Source organism: Staphylococcus sp. GDY8P67P (assembly GCF_017892545.1).
Lineage (GTDB): Bacteria > Bacillota > Bacilli > Staphylococcales > Staphylococcaceae > Staphylococcus > Staphylococcus ureilyticus.
This window is the reverse complement of sequence record NZ_JAESLH010000015.1, coordinates 41310-64111: the sequence shown is the minus strand read 5'-3', so window position 1 is coordinate 64111 and position 22802 is coordinate 41310. Positions and strand designations below refer to the sequence as shown.

The 22802-nt window shown below is 33.3% G+C and carries 18 protein-coding genes; 4 read left to right on the top strand and 14 right to left on the bottom strand.

The window, feature by feature from the left end; genetic code table 11:
* Positions 1-109: 109 nt before the first annotated feature.
* The 4 genes from KA833_RS06380 to isaB all read right to left on the bottom strand — a co-directional run bounded on the left by KA833_RS06380 (position 110) and on the right by isaB (position 6752).
* The gene (locus KA833_RS06380) at positions 110-3661 is read right to left on the bottom strand and encodes a MucBP domain-containing protein (RefSeq protein WP_210128642.1); all 3552 of its coding nucleotides are present in this window, start codon (positions 3659-3661) and stop codon (positions 110-112) included.
* A 612-nt stretch (positions 3662-4273) separates the two neighbouring features.
* Positions 4274-4912, bottom strand: coding sequence for an NAD(P)-dependent oxidoreductase (locus tag KA833_RS06375; protein ID WP_210128641.1), 639 nt, complete (start codon positions 4910-4912; stop codon positions 4274-4276).
* 415 nt (positions 4913-5327) lie between these two features.
* Positions 5328-5756, bottom strand: a complete 429-nt coding sequence (locus KA833_RS06370) for an Rrf2 family transcriptional regulator (RefSeq protein WP_046207206.1) — start codon at positions 5754-5756, stop codon at positions 5328-5330.
* 399 nt (positions 5757-6155) lie between these two features.
* Complete coding sequence (isaB, locus tag KA833_RS06365) at positions 6156-6752, bottom strand: immunodominant staphylococcal antigen IsaB family protein (protein WP_210128640.1); 597 nt, start codon at positions 6750-6752, stop codon at positions 6156-6158.
* Between the two features lie 555 nt (positions 6753-7307).
* On the opposite strand from isaB, the gene KA833_RS06360 reads away from it, so the two are divergent.
* Positions 7308-8240: a ketopantoate reductase family protein gene (locus tag KA833_RS06360; RefSeq protein WP_210139540.1), complete on the top strand. Its 933-nt coding sequence runs from the start codon at positions 7308-7310 to the stop codon at positions 8238-8240.
* 429 nt (positions 8241-8669) lie between these two features.
* On the opposite strand, the gene KA833_RS06355 is transcribed toward KA833_RS06360, so the two are convergent.
* The 10 genes from KA833_RS06355 to KA833_RS06310 are packed head-to-tail and all read right to left on the bottom strand — an operon-like array spanning position 8670 to position 19729.
* The gene (locus tag KA833_RS06355) at positions 8670-9059 is read right to left on the bottom strand and encodes a tautomerase family protein (RefSeq protein ID WP_210128638.1); all 390 of its coding nucleotides are present in this window, start codon (positions 9057-9059) and stop codon (positions 8670-8672) included.
* 31 nt (positions 9060-9090) lie between these two features.
* Entirely contained in the window at positions 9091-9930 is an 840-nt protein-coding gene (locus KA833_RS06350) for a ketose-bisphosphate aldolase (RefSeq protein ID WP_070657064.1), read from the bottom strand.
* 21 nt (positions 9931-9951) lie between these two features.
* On the bottom strand, positions 9952-10950 hold the full coding sequence (iolG, locus tag KA833_RS06345) for an inositol 2-dehydrogenase (protein ID WP_176747374.1): 999 nt from the start codon (positions 10948-10950) through the stop codon (positions 9952-9954).
* A 7-nt stretch (positions 10951-10957) separates the two neighbouring features.
* Entirely contained in the window at positions 10958-12550 is a 1593-nt protein-coding gene (locus tag KA833_RS06340; protein ID WP_070657068.1) for a solute:sodium symporter family transporter, read from the bottom strand.
* 57 nt (positions 12551-12607) lie between these two features.
* Complete coding sequence (gene iolE, locus KA833_RS06335) at positions 12608-13492, bottom strand: myo-inosose-2 dehydratase (RefSeq protein WP_210128637.1); 885 nt, start codon at positions 13490-13492, stop codon at positions 12608-12610.
* Positions 13493-13502: 10 nt separating this feature from the next.
* Entirely contained in the window at positions 13503-14522 is a 1020-nt protein-coding gene (locus KA833_RS06330) for a Gfo/Idh/MocA family oxidoreductase (protein WP_210128636.1), read from the bottom strand.
* A 16-nt stretch (positions 14523-14538) separates the two neighbouring features.
* On the bottom strand, positions 14539-16452 hold the full coding sequence (iolD, locus tag KA833_RS06325) for a 3D-(3,5/4)-trihydroxycyclohexane-1,2-dione acylhydrolase (decyclizing) (protein WP_210128635.1): 1914 nt from the start codon (positions 16450-16452) through the stop codon (positions 14539-14541).
* Positions 16453-16465: 13 nt separating this feature from the next.
* Entirely contained in the window at positions 16466-17425 is a 960-nt protein-coding gene (iolC, locus tag KA833_RS06320) for a 5-dehydro-2-deoxygluconokinase (protein ID WP_210128634.1), read from the bottom strand.
* A 15-nt stretch (positions 17426-17440) separates the two neighbouring features.
* Positions 17441-18259 carry a 5-deoxy-glucuronate isomerase gene (gene iolB, locus KA833_RS06315; RefSeq protein WP_210128633.1) on the bottom strand — a complete coding sequence of 273 codons (819 nt, stop codon included), beginning with the start codon at positions 18257-18259 and terminating at the stop codon, positions 17441-17443.
* A gap of 15 nt (positions 18260-18274) precedes the next feature.
* Positions 18275-19729, bottom strand: a complete 1455-nt coding sequence (locus KA833_RS06310) for a CoA-acylating methylmalonate-semialdehyde dehydrogenase (RefSeq protein ID WP_210128632.1) — start codon at positions 19727-19729, stop codon at positions 18275-18277.
* A 190-nt stretch (positions 19730-19919) separates the two neighbouring features.
* On the opposite strand from KA833_RS06310, the gene KA833_RS06305 reads away from it, so the two are divergent.
* From KA833_RS06305 to KA833_RS06295, 3 genes are all read left to right on the top strand, one after another.
* Positions 19920-20675: a DeoR/GlpR family DNA-binding transcription regulator gene (locus tag KA833_RS06305; protein ID WP_210128631.1), complete on the top strand. Its 756-nt coding sequence runs from the start codon at positions 19920-19922 to the stop codon at positions 20673-20675.
* A gap of 270 nt (positions 20676-20945) precedes the next feature.
* Positions 20946-22418 carry a BglG family transcription antiterminator gene (locus tag KA833_RS06300; protein ID WP_210128630.1) on the top strand — a complete coding sequence of 491 codons (1473 nt, stop codon included), beginning with the start codon at positions 20946-20948 and terminating at the stop codon, positions 22416-22418.
* Positions 22411-22800 carry a PTS sugar transporter subunit IIA gene (locus KA833_RS06295; RefSeq protein ID WP_210128629.1) on the top strand — a complete coding sequence of 130 codons (390 nt, stop codon included), beginning with the start codon at positions 22411-22413 and terminating at the stop codon, positions 22798-22800. The genes KA833_RS06300 and KA833_RS06295 overlap by 8 nt, the downstream gene beginning before the upstream one ends.
* The last annotated feature ends 2 nt before the right edge of the window (positions 22801-22802 follow it).

Here is a 22802-nt window from a genome sequence, read left to right as displayed (position 1 = left end):
TTATGATATACAAAGCAAAAAAGGATTAAGCAACCCATGATTGCTTAATCCTCAAAGATTATATTAGTGCGATTTAACAAAGTATTCGTAACACTTTAATCCAAAGACTTTAGTTTTTCTTTCTTCTAAACACAGTAAGTAGTATACCGCCAATTAACGCTAGTACACTCGCAAAAAATCCAGTATTATTCGTTTCTCCTGTTTTTGGCAATTGTTTCTTTTTAATTGTATTAGATGTTGCTGAAACATTTGATGTATTTTCCGAACTTGATACATTTGATGTATTTAGTGTATCTGGTGTATCTGGCATACTTGGTGTATTCGGCGTACTTGGCGTACTTGGCGTATTCGGTGTGCTTGGTGTATTTGGTGTACCCGGTGTGCTTGGTGTATCCGGCGTGCTTGGCGTATTCGGTGTATCCGGCGTGCTTGGCGTATTCGGTGTATCCGGCGTACTTGGTGTACTTGGCGTATCCGGCGTACTTGGTGTGTTCGGCGTACTTGGTGTACCCGGTGTGCTTGGTGTATTTGGTGTATTTGGCGTATTCGGTGTATCCGGTGTATCCGGTCTGCTTGGTGTGTTCGGCGTACTAGGCGTATTCGGTGTATTTGGTGTACCCGGTGTGCTTGGTGGTGTTGAGTCTTTCTCGTACGGCACTGGCGTATCCTTTGATGGGTCCTTTGGATCTGTTATCGATGGTGGGATGTATCCTTTTTCTGGATGGTTTGGATCTACTGGAATCAATGGATTACCACTTGGATCCTTCGGTGTATAACCTGGAATGTATGGTAATGGTGGATTATCTGACGGTTCTTCTGGCGTCTCATCATACAATACTGGTGGCCTATTTGTACCTGGTTTACTTGGATCATACGCATCTCCTGGATTTTCTGGTATAAACGGAATATATCTGCCTAATACTTTATAGATGTATGTCACTGACGTTGTTCCTTCTACAACTTTTCCTGTTTCATGGTCTCCTTCTTTTACTTTTGAGAATAAATATAATTTCCCATCTCTTCCAATGATTTTCGGTTTGTGATCCGTCGTATCATACGCCGTATCTACGTTTGATTCCGGTGTATCCTCTACAGATTTTTTAATCGGATTTCCTGTTTCATCGACATAATTTACCACGACATTACCTTGTTTCACTTCTGGTGTCGGATCTTTCTCATACGGCACCGGTGTATCCTTCGATGAATCCTTTGGATCTGTTATCGATGGTGGGATGTATCCTTTTTCTGGATGGTTTGGATCTACTGGAATCAATGGATTACCACTTGGATCCTTCGGTGTATAACCTGGAATGTATGGTAATGGTGGATTATCTGACGGTTCTTCTGGCGTCTCATCATACAATACTGGTGGCCTATTTGTACCTGGTTTACTTGGGTCATACGCATCTCCTGGATTTTCTGGAATAAACGGAATATATCTGCCTAATACTTTATAGATGTATGTCACTGACGTTGTTCCTTCTACAACTTTTCCTTTTTCATGATCTCCTTCTTTTACTTTTGAGAATAAATATAATTTCCCATCTTTTCCAATGATTTTCGGTTTGTGATCCGTCGTATCATATAGTGTATCTATGTTTGAATCTGGTGTATCCTCTATAGATTTTTTAATCGGATTTCCTGCTTCATCAACATAATTCACCACGACATTACCTTGTTTCAGTTCTTCGTAAACATAAGTAACCGTCTTCTTCCCTACCGCTATTTTACCTATCGGTGCATCCGATGTAGTTAAATGACCCTGGTCATCAACTTTACCTATCGTATAATTACCTGCTGAAACGAGTTTATAAGTTTTTCCATCTTTTTCAATTGTCACTGGACGATGGTCTACTACAGTATCATAATCTGTGCCTGCAAACCCACCTTTCACATCTTCAACAAGGCCTTTTAATTCATTGCCTTCCGTATCAACATAACTAACAACTACATCCCCTTTTTGGCTAATATAATAGTACTCAACAGTATCTGGATACTCAAAGTTATTCGAAATATCAAATGTTCTTCCATTATCATATCGGGAATTAGTCACTTCACCTTTTTTTAGTCTCACAACTGAGCTAGACGTTGCATCGCCCCCATCATAATCTGAAACAGATATTGCTACATTTGAAGGTAATCCATTTTTATGGAAACGGAATTTTTGAAATATCACTTTCCCCTCCAAACCGAGTTGTTGATATTTCCCTTCAGATGCGCCATCTACAATTTTTTCTCTAAATTCATAACCATTAGTATTTTTTTCAAAATCATAATTTATATCTGGCAGATTATTCGATGCTATTCTTCCTCTATCTGCACTACTGCCATTCACTGGATCAAATGTATCCGGTGCTTTAGCATAAGTAAACCATACTTCACTTTCTACAGTGCTTTTATCGTCAATAATTTTATCTTTACGATACATTGTGCCACGACTCGTTGTCGCTTTACTATATCGAAAATTACCAATGATTTTAGAAGATTGTTTGTTAATTTTTCCATTTTGATTAAGTGGCGCTCTTGTACTATCAAATGCGTATCCAGCAATTTCTGGAGGTTCTGTTGTATAAGTACTCTTAGTCCATCCATATTGAGTGAATGGTGGTACAATTTCTCTACCTTGTTCATCATAGTAATATGTTGTCTGACCTTTCCAATGTGGTAACACAATTGAATAACTCACAACCTCACCAGTTACCAATTGTGCAGAATTTCCATAGATGGGAAGGAAATTTGATGGTTCATTTACATCGATTTTATTTAACCTGAATGAAAATCCATTCTTTTTTGCAACTATATTTAAAAAAGTCATTTCATCGAGCTGAATATCACTAGGTGTAATGGTCTTGATATCAATCTCTTTTACTAATGTATTTTTATCTTTATTAAATACCGTAACGAAAAATTTTGTGGGTGCCCCTACATGATCAACATCCTCTTTTCTAACAGAAAAGACATATTGTCTGTCTCCACTTTCACCTCTTCTAGCTACTTCGAATGTATATTGTTTCGGATCAGCCGCTTTATGAATTTTATATGTCACCTTATTATTAGTTGGGAGTTCAGAGTTAACACTATAACCATCCGCAGGGGGTTGAGTTAAACTTTCATTCGCGCTTCTAAGCATGCTGTTTGAATCATATGCATCTGGAATGTCACGTTTTTTTATAAATTTAGGTGTTTCACTTGCTGTTACATTCTCTGATTCTGAAGTATTTATTTTGTTTTCTAGTGTTGCTGATACTTCTTTTGAAGCATCTTGTTGGTTTTCTGTAGCTTCTGATGTTTCTTTTACAGCTGTGTTCTCAAATTTCGATGTATCTGTTTGATTTTCTGTAGCTTCTGGTGTTTCTTTTACAACTGTACTCTCATATTTCGATGCATCTGCTTGATTCTCTGATGTCATCGCCACTTCTTTCGAGAGTACGTTTTCAGCTTTTGAAGCGTCTGTTGAGTTTTTTGATACTTCTGGTGCTACTTTTGAATCTATGGTTCCACTATCTACAGTCAAAGAAGGTTTTTCATCCAATTCAGCAGCAGACGCATCATTTGTTGTACCAACAAATAATATAGCGCCTATTAAAACACTAGCCGCACCAAAATGGTATTTTTTGATTGAAAAACGCTGTTTTTGTTCGTGTTGTTTGAAAATCTTCATTTTCTTTTCTCCTTCCTTATATAAAACTTACTTATATCTTAATATCACCTAACTCAATTGTCCACAATGAGTTTGTTTTATTTTTTAAAAAATTATAAAACTTATTATTTATTTAAAATAAAATTTATAAAACAGATTTTCATGGCGTGATATACCTAAATGAATTAATTTTAATGACTGCTCTACTTTCGAATAGTAATTAAATGTATAAAATCGCGGATTTAAAATTTCATGAATTCGTCAAAATTAGGAATGACTTTGATGATGGTTATCAATCCATTTATACTGGTAATTGTATATAAAAATCTCCCTTCAAAGTTTACATTTTTAAGTGTCTACTTTGAAGGGAGCATATCATTATGGATTCGTTCTTTTTAAAATACATATTTATTTTTCGCTTTAAATTCTAATAAGTGCAGTAGTTTACTGAAATGAAAATGTACACTACTTATACATACATATCAATTCATCTGAATTTTTTCATTATTATCCTAGAGTAGGTACAAGATATTTTTCAATAAATCTAATGATTACCCATCCCTATTGTGTAAGTTTTCTAAGATACTAAGTTTCTACCTCTGCCACAATAAAAATTAAATTATCTACTAATATTTACGCTTCTTCTCCAACAACTGTAAAGCGTTCATTTTTATGTTGTGGATTTTCAATTTCATCTAAAATGGCAATGGCAAAGTCAGCATAACTAATATAGCTATTACCATTTGAATTCACTAATAAATTATCTTTCCCTGATTGATAACCCCCTGTTCTGACACCTTCTGCATTAAAATCTGCAGATGGGCTAAGGAAGGTCCAAGTTATACCTTGTGTAGCTTCTAAATCTTGTAAATTTCTACCTTGACCTTTTGCAGTAGGTACAAATATTTCTGGGAATTCTGGCGTATCTATTAACTTAGTCGTTTGTGCTTTATCAACATATAAACTACCAGCACCGCCTACAATAATCGCTCTTGTATCTGTTCCTTTTAATGCTTCAATTAATGCGCGCCCAGCAGTTACATGTGCTTCTTCCTCACCAAGTGGTGCACCAAAAGCATTCACAACTACATCTAAATCTTTTAAGTCTTCCGCTGTAATGTCGTATATTTCTTTTTCTAGTACATTTATATTACTATTAGATAATTTTGAAGCATTTCTAACGATGGCTGTGACGTCATGTCCTCTATCTATTGCCTCTTCTAATACCAAATTTCCAACTTTTCCAGTTGCTCCAATAATTCCAATTCTCATAATAAATTCCTCCAATTTTTAATCAATAAAATATGTTTAAAATGACTACTAATAAAAGGGTAAACTGCTTACATTGTTACAATGACAATTGTTGACAAAATGCTATTTTTGACAAGTCACTAACAGATCTAATTGTGCTAACGGTTACGGTTTTGGTCTTAACTCAAACGTTTGCCCTTCTATAGATACATCTGCGCCAGTTTCTTAAATTACTTTTTTATGTTGATCTTTACCTATAAAACAAAATAGAAACACACAGAATAAATACTTATTTTCAGTGAACAACCAGCCCTCCTTTCAATTTAATAAGGTTTGTGATAATCGTTTAGGTTGCTTTAAAATAATTTATGAAATGCTTTTCAATTACGGTTGTAATTGTAATAGTTACAGTTACAAGTCGGTCATACGGACAGATTTATCCGTTATTTACGAGTATTTTATTGACGATACTGTCTAATGTGACACCTTTTAATACCGCTTCCATTGCGTCTTGCGCACTTTCTAAAATAACTTCCAACACACTTTGAATATTGGCACCAACTGTACAATTGATATTCGTATCTTCATGTATTTGGAATAAATGTCCTTTTTCAACCACTTCCACAGCTTTATAGACGTCAAATAATGTAATTTCATCCAAAGGTTTCAAAAGCTTAGCACCTGAATTGCCTCGAGATACATCAATAAAACCAGCTTCTTTAAGTCTTCCCATCAATCTTCGAATAACCACAGGGTTCGTATTCACACTATCTGCGATTTGAGTCGATGTTAAAGTATATTCTCTTTCAATCTTAATTAAAGCTAATATATGAACAGCTACCGTAAAACGACTGCTTATTTTCATAACAACCACCTCATGTAACCATTATAGTTACACCTATTGTTAATGTAATCGTATTATTCAATCTTGGTAAGTGTTAGAAAGGTGGCATCTTTATATATTAAATTATATTTATGAAGAAACTGGATAAACAGTGCTACGTTTATTGAAATAGCCAAAAAACTTAAATATTATGTTAGCAATGCTTAACACACATTTTCTAAAAAAATGTAAAAGCAGAAGAGAATCAGGTTTAAATCTGATTGTCTCCTGCTCTTGAGGGGTTGAAATATCAGGCTTCCATACGCTTTGTGTTAACTACACGCGCATGATATATAGCCAACTTCATATTTTCTGAATTTTTATCAATAATCAATGCGTTCTATAACTGACAACAATGATTTTGTAAAATACGACGTTGAATTATTGCCCAATAATTATTTTAGTTAAATAACCATCTTCATCAAAGAATCCCTTATATGAACCGCCATTATTTGTATAAAACGGAATCATTGTCTCATCTTTTAATTCTGAAGCATCATCGTCTTTATCCATGTTAGATTCATGTGCTTTTATAAATTCTGATTTAGTTACAGATTTGGGTTTCGTTTTAAAGCTCATTTGGATAACTTCGTCTTTATCGTTAAAATCTATCGTTGTATCATAAATTGTTTTACTATAAGCATGATCTTTATACGCTTTAGGATCTACTTTATATCCATTGATAGTTGCATTGTCATATTTCATAGCTCTAACGAAATTATAATCTAACGTAAATGTTGGGTCGTATGTCGTATAGCCTTCATACTTATACCATGGTGTTTGTGATTGTAATTTTGAAACGCTTTGACTATTCATACTTTCTCCACCACTTGAACCACCTTCACCACTACCCCATTTTTGAACTTGTTCCGCTGCTTGTACGTCATTCGTTATCGTCGAAAAATACGTTGCTGAGGATCCTACTACAAGTGTTGATACAACGGCCGTCGTTGATAATAATTTACCTACTTTACGCATAATCAATCACTCCTTTAGTATTGAATACCGCTTGGCTTTAGTTATTTAAACTTCATTCAAGTGGAACAATCCCTAAATTAGTAACGATTTCTCAAATTCCCATCAAATGATTGTGATTGACAACCACGCTCATACTTCTATTTACGATGTTTGAACCAAATAATAATGAAAAGTCGCTATATCATGACAATCATTTAACAGTCGTTTGAAGTTATCACTCCTACGATTTGGCATACGTTAAATGCATAGTGTAATTATTCACTTTCATCATACATCATATTTTTTTAAATGCAAGTATATATAGTATTTTGATTGAAGATGCTTAACAATGAATAGCCACTGTTTGGGGGTTTTTATCTTATCTTAATTTTCACGTAATCATTCATATATTTAAATTTTAAAAGTTATTAACGATTCAATTACCTCTTTACAACCCTCACATAAGCATTCAAATAGTTATAAATTGTACAATATTGTTGCATATATATGTAAATGATATAGTTAAATTGTATTTTAATATTTTTCAAACTGAAAATAACGAAGGAGCGTGTTTCGATGTATAAGATAGGCATAGCAGGAGCTGGCGCAATGGGTGGACGAATTGGTGTGTCCATAAAAGAAGCTGGCTATGATGTTACACTTATTGATAATTGGGAAGCACACGTCAAACGTATTAATACAGATGGTATGGACATTAAAACAGAAACGGATAACTATTCAGTCAACATCCCAGCAGTTTTAACCAAAGATGTTTCAACTGAGTTTGACCTTATCATTATCTTGACTAAGGCTATGCACTCGGAAGCAATGTTACAGCAATTACAAGAAGCTGGTTGCATCCATCAAAATACAGCTATAATGAGTATGATGAATGGCTTAGGTCATGAAGAACGATTATCACAAATCGTCCCTTTATCTCAAATTTATCTAGCAGTAACGATGTGGACTGCAGGTCTACGTGGACCAGGACAACTATTACTAGAGGGTGAAGGATCTATATATTTACAAAGCGCAGATGGTGAGACCGATGACCATACGCATGCTATACTTCAAATTCTTAATGATGCAAATTTGAATGCTCAAATTAGTAATAATGTATTCGAAGCAATATGGTCTAAAGCTACATTAAATAGTGTTTTAAATCCTTTATGTACGATATTAAACAAAACGATTTATGAATTTGGTAATTATCCGGATTCAGCTGAAATGGTTATGCCTATCATTGAAGAAATTGTCGCAGTTGCCAAAGCAAAAGACATTCATTTAGATAGTCATGCACTATTAAAAAAAGTTGAAGCAGCTTATCCAAAAGAAGCTCAAGGCCTTCATTATCCATCAATGCATCAAGATTATACAAACGGACGTTTAACAGAAATAGATTACCTTAATGGGCAAATAGCTGCTTATGGAAAAACATTCAACATACCTACGCCTATTAATGCTATGCTCACCCATCTTGTACATCAATTAGAGTCAAAATTACAATAACTACAAAAGGTCAATGTAATTATTATGCTATCGACGGAGTGTCTCTCAACACTTCGTCTTTATTTTGTGTTTGATACTCTATTTTCGAATCTAATATCTTTCTTTTAATATTTAATAGCACTCACATAAATGGCATTTTAAAAGTAATCTCATTTTAATAAGTAATAGTAGATACTGATGTTTTAATATTTTATATTCCTATTGTTATAATTTTTACTCTAGTATTACCCCAACTCATTTTTAAAACTATTTTAACTCTAGTAAAGTAAATGTATAAAAAGTCGTTACTCTGAAAATTCCAGTAAAGTTTATAATCAATAAAAAACTAGGCTACTGATTCCCTTAAAAGATTAAAGAAATTAGCACCCTAGAAAATATTTATTTCATCTAACCTATTTTAACTTTGAAGAATATTCAATACTTAATCTTTTATAGTTCACCATTTAAAAATTGGGCTTCTCCATTAAAAAAGCTCCAATCTTCATCCGTATTCTCAACTACACTAAACATGATGTCTTCTTTACGTATACCTATGTCATCATGAAGTTTATTTACCACTTCTCTATAAAATCGTTGCTTTTGTTGTTGGGTTCTTGGCCTTGTAATAATTGTAAACAAGATTATATCCTTTGTCCTATTTATTCCTAAACCTGTATCCAAAATTTTCATTTCATAATCTTCATGTTGGTTAACAATTTGGTATCTGTCACCTTTAGGCGCATTAAAAGTTTCTAACATGACTTCATAAGAGATATCTAATATTTGCTTAATCTCTTCTTTTTCTCTTCCTTTTATCAAATCAATTTTTATTAATGGCATTATTTTACCCTCCTTATCTATATATGATTATCTATACACGATTATGAGACGTACATTTATAAATAATAGATTGAATTGTTTCTACCATAGCTTCTTTACTAGGGTTTAAAATTTGTTGTGGATTAAACAATGACTTATCTTGATTAAGTGTTTGTCTTAATTGATTGCTCCAGGCAATATTAATTTCTGTATTGAAATTAATTTTTGCATGGCCCAAATGTATTGCCTTTAATAAGTCTTCATCTGAAATACCTGAAGCACCATGCAATACTAACGGAATATCAATAGCTTCTTGTATGGCTTTCATTTCTGTAAAGCCTAAATCGGGTTCTCCTTGATACTTTCCGTGAACTGACCCTAGTGCAGGCGCTAATGTATCTAGATGTGTTTCTTGAGCTAATCTTAAACAATCATCTAAATTAGCATACTTTACGTTACCAATTATACCGTCTTCATTACCTCCTATAGCACCTACTTCTCCTTCTACGATGACATTATTTTTATGAGCGTAATCTACGACTGCTTTAGTTTGTTTAATATTTTCTTCAATGGGTAATTTTGATCCATCAAACATTACAGAATCGTATCCAGCATCTACTGCTTGTTTACAATTTTCAACAGTTAAACCGTGATCCAAGTGAACAATAACAGGTATCGTTACATCCATCGCTTTAATTTTATTTTTGATCGTTGAACAAATAAATTGATAGCCACCAAGAAATTCAATTACTTTATCCGTTGTTCCTATGATAATGGGAGAACGTGTTACTTCAGCTGCTTTCAAAATACATTCTATCCAAATTAACCCATTGGCATTTATTTGAGGTATGGCGTAATGTTCTTCCTTAGCTTTTTGTATAATTCTATTCATCGATTCACATCACACCCTTCTTCATATTTTTTTTGGCTGATTTGATATCAGTGATTCTTTACATTTCAAAGCAATTTGTTGTGCTTTATATCCATCTTCAATAGAACAGATGACATCTGTATCATTTTGAATAGCTGCTATAAACGCATCCATTTCTACTTTATAAGCGTCACTATATCTTTCTAAGAAGAAATAAGGTGGATTATCCCTTCTGATACCATCTGTACGATAATAATTTAATGTTGAAGACTGTTCATTACCTACATCTATTGCGCCATAATCTCCTAAAATTTCTATACGCTGGTCATACCCATAAACACTTCTTCTACTATTTTCAATGATTGCCATAGAGCCATTTTTAAATTTCAACGTGATTAATGCAGTGTCGATGTCATCATAATCTGCTATTTCTGGGTTGATCAATGCTTCTCCTGTCGCATAAACTTCTACAATTTCAGATTGTATTAAATACCTTGCCATATCAAAGTCATGAATACTCATATCCATAAATAGACCACCAGACCGCTTTATATATTCAATTGGAGGTGGTTCAGGATCTCTTGAAGTAATTCGCAATGTTTGAACATTCCCTAACTCTTTTTTGTTTAAAATACCTTGAAGTTGCTTAAAATTTTTATCAAATCTTCTATTAAAGCCCATCTGAAGTTTTACATCAGATTTTTGTATCGATTCAACAGCTTCTTCCGCTTCTTCCAAAGAGAGGCTAATTGGCTTTTCACAAAATATATGTTTACCATTTGCTGCCGCTGCTTTGATAATATCAACGTGTGTGTCAGTTGGTGAACAAATAATAATTGCATCTACTTCAGGATCCCTAATAATATCCATATGATCTTTAGTTTTATTTTCAACACCAGCTTTTTCAATCCATTCTGACATTTTGTCACAATACAAATCTGAAACCCATTTAATTTTCACATTTTTATTATTTTGTAAATTATTGATGTGCAATTGACCAATTCGGCCAGCACCAATCACTCCAAATGTAAGTGTCATAATTACCCTCCTATTGAGCTAAACCAAGTGGTGAGAATAAGATATAAGTTGCGATTACAACAACAATAATAATACCGCCTACAATATATCTATATTTCCACGGTGTTATATCTACTTTTGCGTAATTTACACTAAAATCAAATTCGTCTGATGGTTTTAATTTGTTGAATAATAGTACTATAAATAAATCTATAAAAAATAATACGCTTAATACGTATAAATAATGTATATCTGATAGCAAAACTTTTGAAAGCGCATACAAAATTATGTGTGAAATAAACATTATTTTAGCACCTTGATGCGACGTACGTTTAACAAAAAACCCTACAAGTATAAGTACTAATAACGGCATGTTATAAATACCGTTGAATTCCTGTACCACAGCATATAAACCTTGTGGAAATAGTGAAATCATTGGAGCGATAATTACTACAATAATACCTACAAGGACTGTCACTAATCTGCCCATTCTGGAAATTTGTTTATTTGTTGCTTCTTTATTAATTATTGATTTATAAAAGTCAAGTGAGAACAAGGTTGCCGTACTATTAAGTGACCCCACAAATGAACTTAGAATTGCTCCAAAAATAACTGCTCCAAACAAACCATACGCCCAACCTGGTAGAACCTCATTAATTAACATAGGGTACGCATTATCAGGTTTTGTAATTTTATCTCCTAACATATTGAAAGCAAGTACACCTGGAAAAACTAAGAATAATGCTCCAAATATTTTAAATATACCAACATACATTGCTCCTTTTTGTGCTTCTTTTAAGTTTTTACCTGCCAGTGCTTTTTGTACAATCATTTGATTGGTACACCAAAAGAATAAGTTGTTAAAAAACATTCCAAAGAATAGTGTTGGCCAAGGTACAATATCTGAGTCGACTGCACCAATTGAATTTAATTTTTCAGGTGTGTTTTGTATAATTTTATCGAAACCTTTTAATAAACTACCATCACCAAACATGACCAATCCTAAAAAAGGTATAGCAAGTCCGCCTATTATGAGTCCAATGCCATATATAGAGTCACTGTGAGCACTTAAAGAAAGGCCGCCGATAAATAAATATATAATTCCGAAAATACCTATAAATGTAGAAATTAATACAACAGCAGTCATATCGCTAACATTTAAAATTTCACCAATATTAAAAATTTTATTAAATACTAGAGCGCCTGAGTATAGTACAACTGGTAAAAATGACACAACATATGTAAATATGAATAGTAACGATACCAGTCTCTTAGTAAACGTATCAAATCTCATTTCAATAAAATCTGATATTGTGTCTACACCATATTTAAAATACCTTGGTAAAAACAAAAGTGCTAATATAACAATAGCTACTGCAGCAGTTACTTCCCACGCCATTACTTCCATACCTGCCATAAAACTTTGACCGTTTTGTCCTACTATTTGTTCAGTAGATAAGTTCGTCATGATAATTGTAGAAGCAATGGTAAAACCTGTTAGACTTCTACCACCCATGAAGTAGCCATCAGAATTTTTAGTATTGATTTTTCTACTTCTTAAAAACGCATATAAACCTATTAGTAGCACTACTGTAATAAATGAAATTATTGCAAACATACTCATGATAACTCTCTCCCCTTTGGAGCTTAGATTACTCCCACCCTTATATATTGTTTGATTTTATTGAAATTGAGACATATATTCTTTTGCTTTTTTAGCGTAGATAAATGGATTTGCTATAGCTGGATCCTGTTCAGCTTCAACAACAATCCAACCACTATAACTTGACTGATATATAAGATTTAGAATAGGTTCAAAATCAATCACACCGTCACCAGGTACAGTGAACATACCTTTTCTAACGCCGTCTAAAAAACATTGATTACCTGTATCTACTGCCTCTTTAACTTCTTGTCTCACGTCTTTAAAGTGGATATGTTTAATCCTATCTTCATATTTATTAAAAATCTCTATAGGATTTTCTCCGGAAACTACAAGATGACCGGTATCAAATAAGAGAGAGACGTTATCTTTATTTGTTTGTTCCATTAATTTGTCTATTTCTTCTGTAGTTTGTATACCTGTTCCCATATGATGGTGATATACAATTTCCATACCTTTTTCTTGAGCAAGTTTTCCTAACTTTTCCAAACCATCTATTAACAAACTCCATTCTTTATCGTTGAAAATAGGCTTGTCTTTAAACAATGCTTTATCTAACCTTCCTTGAATACTATTGCCTTGCTCAGATACTACAATTACTTTAGCTCCCATTTCACAAAGAAAGTCTCTATGTTTTATAAATGCTGTTTCTGTCACTTCATATGGTTTAGAAGTTAAATATAAACTAATCCATGCGCTTGCTACCGATAAACCACGTGGTTCAAGATAAGACTTTAGAACTTTAGGATCTCTTGGATATTTATTACCTATTTCTGTACCTTCGTATCCAGCTAACGCCATTTCACTAATACATTGTTCGAATGAATTGCTACTGCCTAATTCGGGCATATCATCATTCGTCCATGCGATTGGAGCACATGCGTAACGAATATTTCTAGTCATTCTTTTCACCTCATAACGTAATAACCTTCTTAGATTCGAAGGATGATTGCATAGCAATGGCTACCTCTGTACTTTTCAAACCGTCCACACCTGTAACAGAAGCTTTTTCTTTATTTCTTATTGATTGTACAAATGTATTTAATTCATTAATAAAAGCAAATCTAAATCTTTCAGGAAAATGACCTGATGTAGGCCTTACAACACCATTTTTATCATATAAAGTTACTAAATTTTTTTCTGGTGCGTTACCAATTCTTATCATGCCCTCTGTTCCTATTATTTCTGTTTCGACATGATAACCATGCTTGGCGTTTCTTCCTGCTAAAAAATATGCGATAGTGCCATCTTCTAATTCTGATAAACATGCACCAGTTTCTAGTTCTTCACATACAGATAATTCAGGTGCTGCAATATTATTTCCTAGGGAATAAACCGTTTTAAATTCTGAACCGGTGAACCACCTTACTAAATCAATATCATGTATTGACATGTCTAAGAAGATTCCGCCACTTGCACTATTTTTAGCAAATTGTATAAAACTATCTAACCCTACACTAGGATCAATACCATAACAACGCATTGCTGTAATCTTTCCTAAGCTTCCATTTTCCACTGCTTCTTTCGCATATAAATAAGATTCATCAAATCTACGCATAAATCCTAATTGGAATACTATATCTGGATTGTCATCTATTTTATCTACGACTTGTCTAATATTCTCTAACTCTAATCCGATTGGCTTTTCAGAGAAAACATGCAAACCTTTTTCAAGAGCTTGAGTAATTTGCACTGCATGAAACCCACTTGGAGAAACAATAACAACGGCGTCAAGTTGGTCATTATTTATCATTTCACTATAGGATTTATAACAATGTTGAACGCCTAATTTTTCTTTCGCGTATACTAGCTCTTCATCTACTACACTTGCGACTGCATATAATTCGGCATCATTAACATGATTTACAATATTTGATGCATGAACTTGACCTAATCTGCCGAGACCCACTTGTCCTATTTTAATTTTTGTCATAGCTTTTCCACCCGCTTTAGTAATGTTTTGCGTTTTTCATTATTTTTTCTTTATTTGAAAATGCTTCTTGTATGGATGCTTTGTCACTATGCTCTGAAACACCTACATTCCAAAATGATTCATATCCATCTGTCATTGTTTTGGGCAATGTTTTAATTTCTATTAACGTAGATTTAGTTTCTTCTTTAGCTTGCTCAATCACTTCTGTCAGTGCTTTCACATCATTGATTTTGTAAGATTTCGCACCATAACCCTCAGCTACTTTTTGATAATCTATGTTTAATGGTTTACCACTAAAATCTGTGAATTCTGTGCAGAAACTATCGCTACCATTATCCATTTGTAAATTGTTAATACATCCAAAGCCACTGTTATCAAATAAAATAATATTAATTTTATAGTTATACTGGAGTGCAGTGATTAATTCAGAGTGCAGCATAAGGAAACTACCATCCCCTACTAGCGCATAGACTTCTTTATCAGGTTCTGCAATCTTAGCACCAACCGCTGCACCAATTTCATAACCCATAGTTGAGTAACCATATTCCATGTGATACGTATTGAAATCATCTGTTTCCCACAATCTTTCTAAATCGCCTGGCAAAGAACCTGCTGCTGCAACAATGATTGCATTTTTAGCTATTGTCCGATTTACTGCAATTAATGCATTTGTTTGTGGTAACTCAGTCTGTAATGCTTCTACGTATTGCTTAATCTTTGCATGATCAAAATGATTGGCAATTTCAGGTGTATAATCCTCTACATTAATATTAATTTCTGCCAATCTAGCACGTTCACTGTTCCACTGTTGTTTAATACTATTAACGGCCTCAGTGATATCAAATTGATGTTCTCCTAGTGCGCTCATGAGTTTTGCCACAGAAACTTTGGCGTCACCCACTACTTGTGTTGCATCTAACTTGTATGCATCTACTCTATTGATATTAATATTGATCAATTGGGCAGTTTCAAAGTTAATAGCTGTCTTCGAACTCGTTGTAAAATCAGAATATCTTGTCCCAATTCCTACAATGACATCAGCATCTTTAGCATAAACATTCGCTGCTAAATTGCCTGTAACACCTAAACCGCCTAAATTTAATGGGTGAGAAGCTTCTATCGTTGATTTACCAGCTTGTGTTTCGGCCATAGGTATTTTATGCGCTTCAATGAGTTGTTTGATTTCAATGTGTGCTTCTGAATACTTAGCGCCACCTCCAACAATAACTAAAGGCTTTTTAGCTGCTTTTAACACTTCGCAAGCACGTTCAATCGCCCGCTCAGATGGTTCTAATCTATCGACATAATGTACACGTTTTTCAAAGAAAGTCTCTGGGAAATCGAATACTTCTCCTTGTACATCCTGACTCAACGCTAGTGTAACTGGTCCAGCCGTTTGCGGATTTGTCATAACTTCTAATGCTCTAATAAGTGCCGACATTATTTGCTCTGGTCGTGTTATACGGTCAAAATATCTAGATATTGGTTTAAGTGCATCATTTGTTGTTATCCCAATACTTTGAGGATTTTCTATTTGTTGTAATACTGGATCTGGTTGGCGTGATGCAAATGTATCACCCGGAAGGAATAACACTGGGATATGGTTGGCAGCCGCTGTGCCTGCTGCAGTCACAAGATTAGCTGAACCAGGTCCAACAGAAGTCGTTACTGCAAAAATTTTCTTCCTTAGACTTTGTTTACTGAAACCAATTGCAGCGTGTGCCATACCTTGTTCGTTTTTACCTTGAATCACTTTCAATTCATCTTGATATTTTGACAATCCTTCACCTATACCAAGTACGTTCCCATGGCCAAAGATATTCATTACACCTTCAACAAATCGTGTTTCTTCGCCATCAACGTAAATGTATTGCTGTGTTAAAAACTTTACGATTGCTTCACCTGTTGTTAATCTCACTGTATTGACCATTTTTACCACCACCTTAAGCTTGTTCTTTGATTAACTGTTCTATTTTTTCTACAGTTGGCATGGCTTCTGACGAACTATGACTACTAACAACAATTGCTGCAGATGCCGCGCCATATTGAAGTGCTTCCGCTACAGATTTACCTGTAACAAGTGCATAGATAAAGGCAGCTGCGTATGAATCACCTGCACCGAATGTTTTTACAACATTCGCTTTAAATGCTTTTCCTTCATATACTTCACCTGCTTTATCAAAAGCAAATGAACCTTGTACGCCATGTTTGACCACTACTAAATTAGGATTTCTTGTGAATAGCAAATTGCTAATCTCTTGATCTGACAGCGTCTGGTAACGCTCGATCATGTCAAATTCGTCTCTTGTTCCAATTACTACATCTGATTGTTCAGCAATTAATTCATAATAAATCGATGTTTCCTCTTTATTTCTCCAACTATATGGGCGGTAATCTAATTCAAAAATCACTTTAACATTATGTTTTTTAGCAAGCGCTAAAGCCTTTAAGACTGCCTCTCTTGAAGGTGATTGCGCTAAAGCCGTTCCAGAAATGAGCAAATATTCCGAATTTTCAATGTATGATTCATCTACATGTTCTGGAGCAAGGTATAAATCAGCAACTGCTTCTCTATACATCAAAATACTAGATTCTGTAGGACTTTTGATCTCAGTAAAAGTTAAACCAATTTTACGTCCTTCTTCATCAATATGAATTTGAGAAGTGTCTACACCTACTTCATTAAAATAGTTCGTAATAAATCTTCCATGTTGATCATCAGATACATTAGCAATCATACCAACATCTAATCCTAGCTTTGCAGCACCAATCATTATATTGGCTGGTGAACCACCCACATATTTGCTAAAGCTAGCCGTTTCTTCCATAGGTCTATTAATTTCTTTAGCATTTAAATCAACTGCAGCACGACCGATTGCCACGATATGTTTCTTGTTAGCCATATATGTGCACTCCTTTTATTTACGATCAATTATCCATTCATGATTTGGTTGATTATAAAATTTCCAAACTTTTTTAGGTCCTGCCATGATATTTAAATAATAACCATCATATCCATCTGGAACAGCTACTGGGTGATATCCTTTTGGAACCACTACGACATCGCTATTTTCAACTGCCATCGTTTCATCAAGTGACAAATCATCTGTATATACTCTTTGGAACACAAATCCTGTACGTGGATTCATTTCATGATAGTAAGTCTCTTCTAGTAATGACTCATTTGGTAAATTATCCCTGTCATGTTTATGAGGAGGATAACTAGACCAATTTCCTTGATCCGTATATACTTCTACAACTAATAATTTTTCACTCGCTTTATGCGTATCTGGTAATATATTGTGTACATGACGCTTATTAGCATATTTACCTCTATCTTCAATTGAATTCTCACTTGCTGGTATAAACTGTGTCTCACGTGTTTCATCAGCAGGTGCGTAACATAATATTACTCTTGCGTCTGTCACAGCCTCGATGGTTATATTATGTTGCTTTGAAATATACACGCTATCTGTTGGGATTTTTTCAAATACTGAATCCCTTGTACCAATATTATTAAAAGTGTCATAACCATCTGACACTGAAACTTTTCCTGTTAGGGCCACTATACATAATTCAAAGTCTTTAGTTGCTTCTTCATAAATTCCACCCGTTCTAATATCGAGTACTTTTAACCCTATATAGTTTAAATTTATGTCGTTTGGTTTTAAATCGTGAATAACTTGCACATCATCGCTTAAAGGATGATGTACAGGTTTGTTTAGTAAATCAGCCATATCTATTTTCACTCCTTAAAATTGTGGATCTCCATGACGTGCTGTAACGACTTTTCTGTGAGTATAAAAATCAATACTGTCTTTACCATTAGCATGTAATGAACCATAGAATGAAGATTTCCAACCTGAGAATGGAAAAATTGCCATTGGTGCAGGTACACCTAAATTAATTCCTAACATGCCTGCATCAATATTTTCTCTAAAATATCTGATTGACGATGCACTATCTGTAAACAAGCAAGCACCATTTGCAAACTCAGATTGGTTAGCTAACGTGATACCTTCTTTTAAACTATTCACTTTGACAAGTGATAATACTGGCGCAAAAATTTCATCTTGCCATAATTTCATGTCCGTTGTGACATCTTCAAAAATAGTCGGTTTGACAAAATAGCCGTCTTCTTTATTGTCTGCTCTACCATCAAGTACTAATGTGGCACCTTCTTTCACACCTTCGTCTACGTATTGTAATGTTCTTGCTTTATTTTCTTCTCTAATAACTGGCCCTAAAAATACGTTATCTTCTATACCATGACCAATCACAATATTTTTAGATTCTTGTACTAATTTTTCTTTGAATTCGTCATATACATCAGCTTGCACTGCTATAACAGCTGCAGCCATACAGCGCTCACCTGCTGAACCAAATGCTGCACCTATGACATCTTTGACTGCTGTATCAATATCTGCATCATTTAATACGATTGTGTGGTTCTTCGCTCCAGTTAAACATTGAGCGCGTTTTAAATTCTCTGTTGCTTTTTTATACACATATGCGCCAACCGGTTTAGAACCCACAAATGAAACTGCTTTAATATGCTCATTTTCACAAATACCATTAACAACATCATGGGCACCATGTACCACATTGAACACACCTTTAGGGAAGCCGGCTGCTTCTACTAATTCTGCTAGTTTATTTACTAATAATGGGGTTTTTTCAGATGGCTTAATCACAAATGTATTGCCTAATGATATAGCCATTGGGAACATCCAGCACGGTACCATCATTGGAAAGTTAAAAGGAGTTATACCACCAACAACGCCTACAGGATATTTATAACTTGTCCCTTCAATATTCGTTGCGATACTTGATAAAGAATCACCCATCATTAGTGAAGGTGTCCCTGCTGCAAATTCAACATTTTCAATCCCTCTTTGCACTTCACCCAAAGCTTCAGTAGTGTTTTTACCATTTTCTTTAGTGATGATTGATGCAAGTTCATCTTTATTATCGATGAGTAACTGTTGTAACTTGAACAACAAACGCGCACGTTTAGGTACTGCCACTTCTTTCCATTCTTGAAATGCATCATGTGCTAATTGTGCCGCTTCGTTTAATTCTTCACGTGTTGATACAGGTACCTTTGCAATTACTTCTTTAGTTGCAGGATTTAACACATCAAGTGTTTCTGTACTCTTCGATACTTTCCATTCGCCATTAACATAGTTCTTTAAGATTTCTGCCATTATAAAATCCTCCAATCGTTTTTAAGTAACCGCTTACAATTTTTAATCATATTTTGATAATATTTTGGTTACTTGTTGAGATAACTTTATAATATTCTTAAAATTGTGTCAACTTTTGAGTAAGTTTTATAATTTTTGATTGTTTATTTTTAAAATATTGGGTATATTGTAATAAATGGGGGAATCATATATGAAAGCTAAGCGTATTTATGAAATTGAATCTTTCATAAAAAAAAATAAGACAGCATCAATAGAAGAACTTTGTGAAACTTTTAATGTCTCAACAAATACTATTCGACGTGACATTAACCAACTTGTAGATATGAAAATCGTCAAGAAAGTTTATGGTGGAATAGAAGTCATTGAAGATTCACATAAAGCTGTGGATTACTATAAAAGAAATATAGAAAATTATCAATCTAAAAAATATATTGGAGAAATAGCCTCTAATGAAATAAAGACTAATGATATTATATATATTGATACAGGTACAACTACAATACATCTATTAGATTATGTTGATAAAAATATGATCTTCACTATAATAACGAATAGTTTAGATATTATGAATAGAGCATCACAATTTGAAAATGTAACACTATTCATTATTGGAGAAAAATATAAATCAATCACAAGGTCGTTTATAGGTATGGATTCTAATATGTTGCTAGAAAAATTCAATATTAATAAGGCTTTTATGTCCGCAACTGGTGTTAATATTCAAAATGGATTATCTAATTCCGAAATGGAAGAAAATTTAATAAAACAATATATTACGAGCAAAGTTTCAGAAACATTTATCTTAGCCGATCACAGTAAAATGGGAAAATCCACTTTACTCACATACTGCAATTTGGGAAATATTAGTAAAATATTTACCGACAAAACGCCACCAAAAGATATCAACGATTTTTGCCAAGAGCACAATATAGACATTCATTTTTAGTAATGTTATTAAAAGATTATGATGAGTCATCTAATAAACTATTTTTAACTTGTTTATTAGATGATTTTTTTATTTTGAACTATTAATGAAGTTTCCCTCAAATTAACAAAACATTATATTTTATGTTAAATAACATTTATAAACGTTTATCCTATTATATTATATAATGATTAATAAGATTATAAAAAATTGTCCATTGCATTGGACAATTTTAAATTAAGCGCTTACAAATTATTGCTATACACTTTATGTATGGAGGAGGGAATATTTATGAATAAGGAGGAAAAAAAGAATAAGATTATAAATTTTTTATTAAACAACTCTGGATATACCAAAGCAACTGAACTAGCTGATTTATTATCGATCTCTTCTAAAAGCATTTATCGTTTAATCAATGAAATTAATGGTTCTACTGATAATAAAAAAATTTATTCAGAAAAAGGTAAAGGTTTTTATATAGATCCTGACTTTAATAGTTTGGATATCGAATCAAATACAATATCCAAAAGTGTGAAGTTAGCTATGTCTCCTATTGAAAGAAGAAATGAAATTTTTAAGGACCTATTAATAAGCTCCCCAAAACCAACGACTGTGAATCAAATCATTAATAAATTCTATATTAGTGAAAGTATGTTATCCGTAGATGAAAAAATAATTATAGAAATGGCCCAACCATTTAATCTAAAACTGATTCGTAAAGACCGTACCTTGGTAATTTCAGGAGAGGAATCTGATATTAGAAATGCATTAATGCAAAGTATGGATACTCTGTTCTTAGAGATTGAAAAATCAGATAGTATACCTAAAAGTATAGAAGAAAAAGATAAAATTTTTGTTTATAACCAAATAAATACGATTGAAAAAACGCTCAATGTTAGCATACCGTATCCATATAATATCAATATCTTTTCACACTTATATATTCTAATATTACGTTTTAGAAAACATGGAAAACATGAAGTTAAAAAACATAAAAATATAGAAGACACTGATTATACAATAGACCAAAGATATTACAGAATCAGTGATATCATTATCAAAAATTTTGAAACGTACTTATCTTCCCAGTTACCTAACATAGAAAAAGACTACTTATATAAATATCTAACATCATATCGCGTAGAACACGAGACACCTTCAAACCAGGATAGCGAATGTGACTTTTCGGATGACGTTATTACTTTTACAAGCAATTTAATAATACCTATGGAAAAGAGATTGAACAGTGATTTTTCTAATACTACATTTCGTATTGATTTAATGAAACATATAAAGCCAATGATTAATCGAATAGAGAACCATATTCTTATTAAAAACACTTTATTAGATCAAATAAAGTTTGAATATTCTGAAATATATTCTCAAACATCTGCTATTTCTAAAACGCTAATTCCAAATATTTCAGAAGATGAAATCGGATTTCTAACACTTTATTTTGCTCGAGAAATAGAACGTAATCCTAGAAAAATCAAAACACTTATCTCCTGTACTACCGGCATAGGCACTTCAGAGCTACTACGTGTCAAAATCGAGAAAAATATTCCTGAGATAGAAATAATAGATGTCATATCATCAGACACTATCAACAGCGAAATTATTAAAGATATTGATTTAGTAATTTCTACTGTTTCAATAAAAAATTTCGATGTTATTCCGGTTGTTGTTGTAAGTGCAATGTTTAATAAAAATGATCAACAAAAATTAAAATCCCTTATTCCGAAATTAGGTGTTCATTATGGATGAAATTTTATTTGAAATAACGACACAATCAAATAATACGTACGAAATTTTAGATGATATAGAAAACTTACTTATTGAAGATAATGTTATTGATAAACAGAATACAATGCTAAAGGACATTGCTTATAGAGAGGCCCAAGGCGACTTAGAAATCTATCCAAAAGTAGTATTACCTCATATTAAAGAATCTTACGTTTATCAAACACGTATTGTGTTAGTAAAAAATAATTCATCATCTATAAAGTGGCAGGACAAGTTCATTGATTTAATTATTTTAATATTAGTGCCTATGAAGGTTGAAGACAGTGACAAAGACTTAATAAGAAGCTTTATGAGGAATTTAGCGCATGAAGATTATATAAAAAAATTGATTACAAAGGAGTAATT

Bases quoted from the DNA above. Each gene is read 5' to 3' on its own strand.
- KA833_RS06305 (WP_210128631.1), top strand. From the start codon at position 19,920: ATGAAAGCTAAGCGTATTTATGAAATTGAATCTTTCATAAAAAAAAAT.
- KA833_RS06375 (WP_210128641.1), bottom strand. From the start codon at position 4,912: ATGAGAATTGGAATTATTGGAGCAACTGGAAAAGTTGGAAATTTGGTA.
- KA833_RS06350 (WP_070657064.1), bottom strand. From the start codon at position 9,930: ATGAATAGAATTATACAAAAAGCTAAGGAAGAACATTACGCCATACCT.
- iolB (WP_210128633.1), bottom strand. From the start codon at position 18,259: ATGGCTGATTTACTAAACAAACCTGTACATCATCCTTTAAGCGATGAT.
- KA833_RS06340 (WP_070657068.1), bottom strand. From the start codon at position 12,550: ATGAGTATGTTTGCAATAATTTCATTTATTACAGTAGTGCTACTAATA.
- KA833_RS06295 (WP_210128629.1), top strand. From the start codon at position 22,411: ATGGATGAAATTTTATTTGAAATAACGACACAATCAAATAATACGTAC.
- KA833_RS06310 (WP_210128632.1), bottom strand. From the start codon at position 19,729: ATGGCAGAAATCTTAAAGAACTATGTTAATGGCGAATGGAAAGTATCG.
- KA833_RS06380 (WP_210128642.1), bottom strand. From the start codon at position 3,661: ATGAAGATTTTCAAACAACACGAACAAAAACAGCGTTTTTCAATCAAA.
- KA833_RS06330 (WP_210128636.1), bottom strand. From the start codon at position 14,522: ATGACAAAAATTAAAATAGGACAAGTGGGTCTCGGCAGATTAGGTCAA.
- iolD (WP_210128635.1), bottom strand. From the start codon at position 16,452: ATGGTCAATACAGTGAGATTAACAACAGGTGAAGCAATCGTAAAGTTT.
- KA833_RS06300 (WP_210128630.1), top strand. From the start codon at position 20,946: ATGAATAAGGAGGAAAAAAAGAATAAGATTATAAATTTTTTATTAAAC.
- iolC (WP_210128634.1), bottom strand. From the start codon at position 17,425: ATGGCTAACAAGAAACATATCGTGGCAATCGGTCGTGCTGCAGTTGAT.
- KA833_RS06355 (WP_210128638.1), bottom strand. From the start codon at position 9,059: ATGCCATTAATAAAAATTGATTTGATAAAAGGAAGAGAAAAAGAAGAG.
- KA833_RS06370 (WP_046207206.1), bottom strand. From the start codon at position 5,756: ATGAAAATAAGCAGTCGTTTTACGGTAGCTGTTCATATATTAGCTTTA.
- KA833_RS06360 (WP_210139540.1), top strand. From the start codon at position 7,308: ATGTATAAGATAGGCATAGCAGGAGCTGGCGCAATGGGTGGACGAATT.
- isaB (WP_210128640.1), bottom strand. From the start codon at position 6,752: ATGCGTAAAGTAGGTAAATTATTATCAACGACGGCCGTTGTATCAACA.
- iolE (WP_210128637.1), bottom strand. From the start codon at position 13,492: ATGACTAGAAATATTCGTTACGCATGTGCTCCAATCGCATGGACGAAT.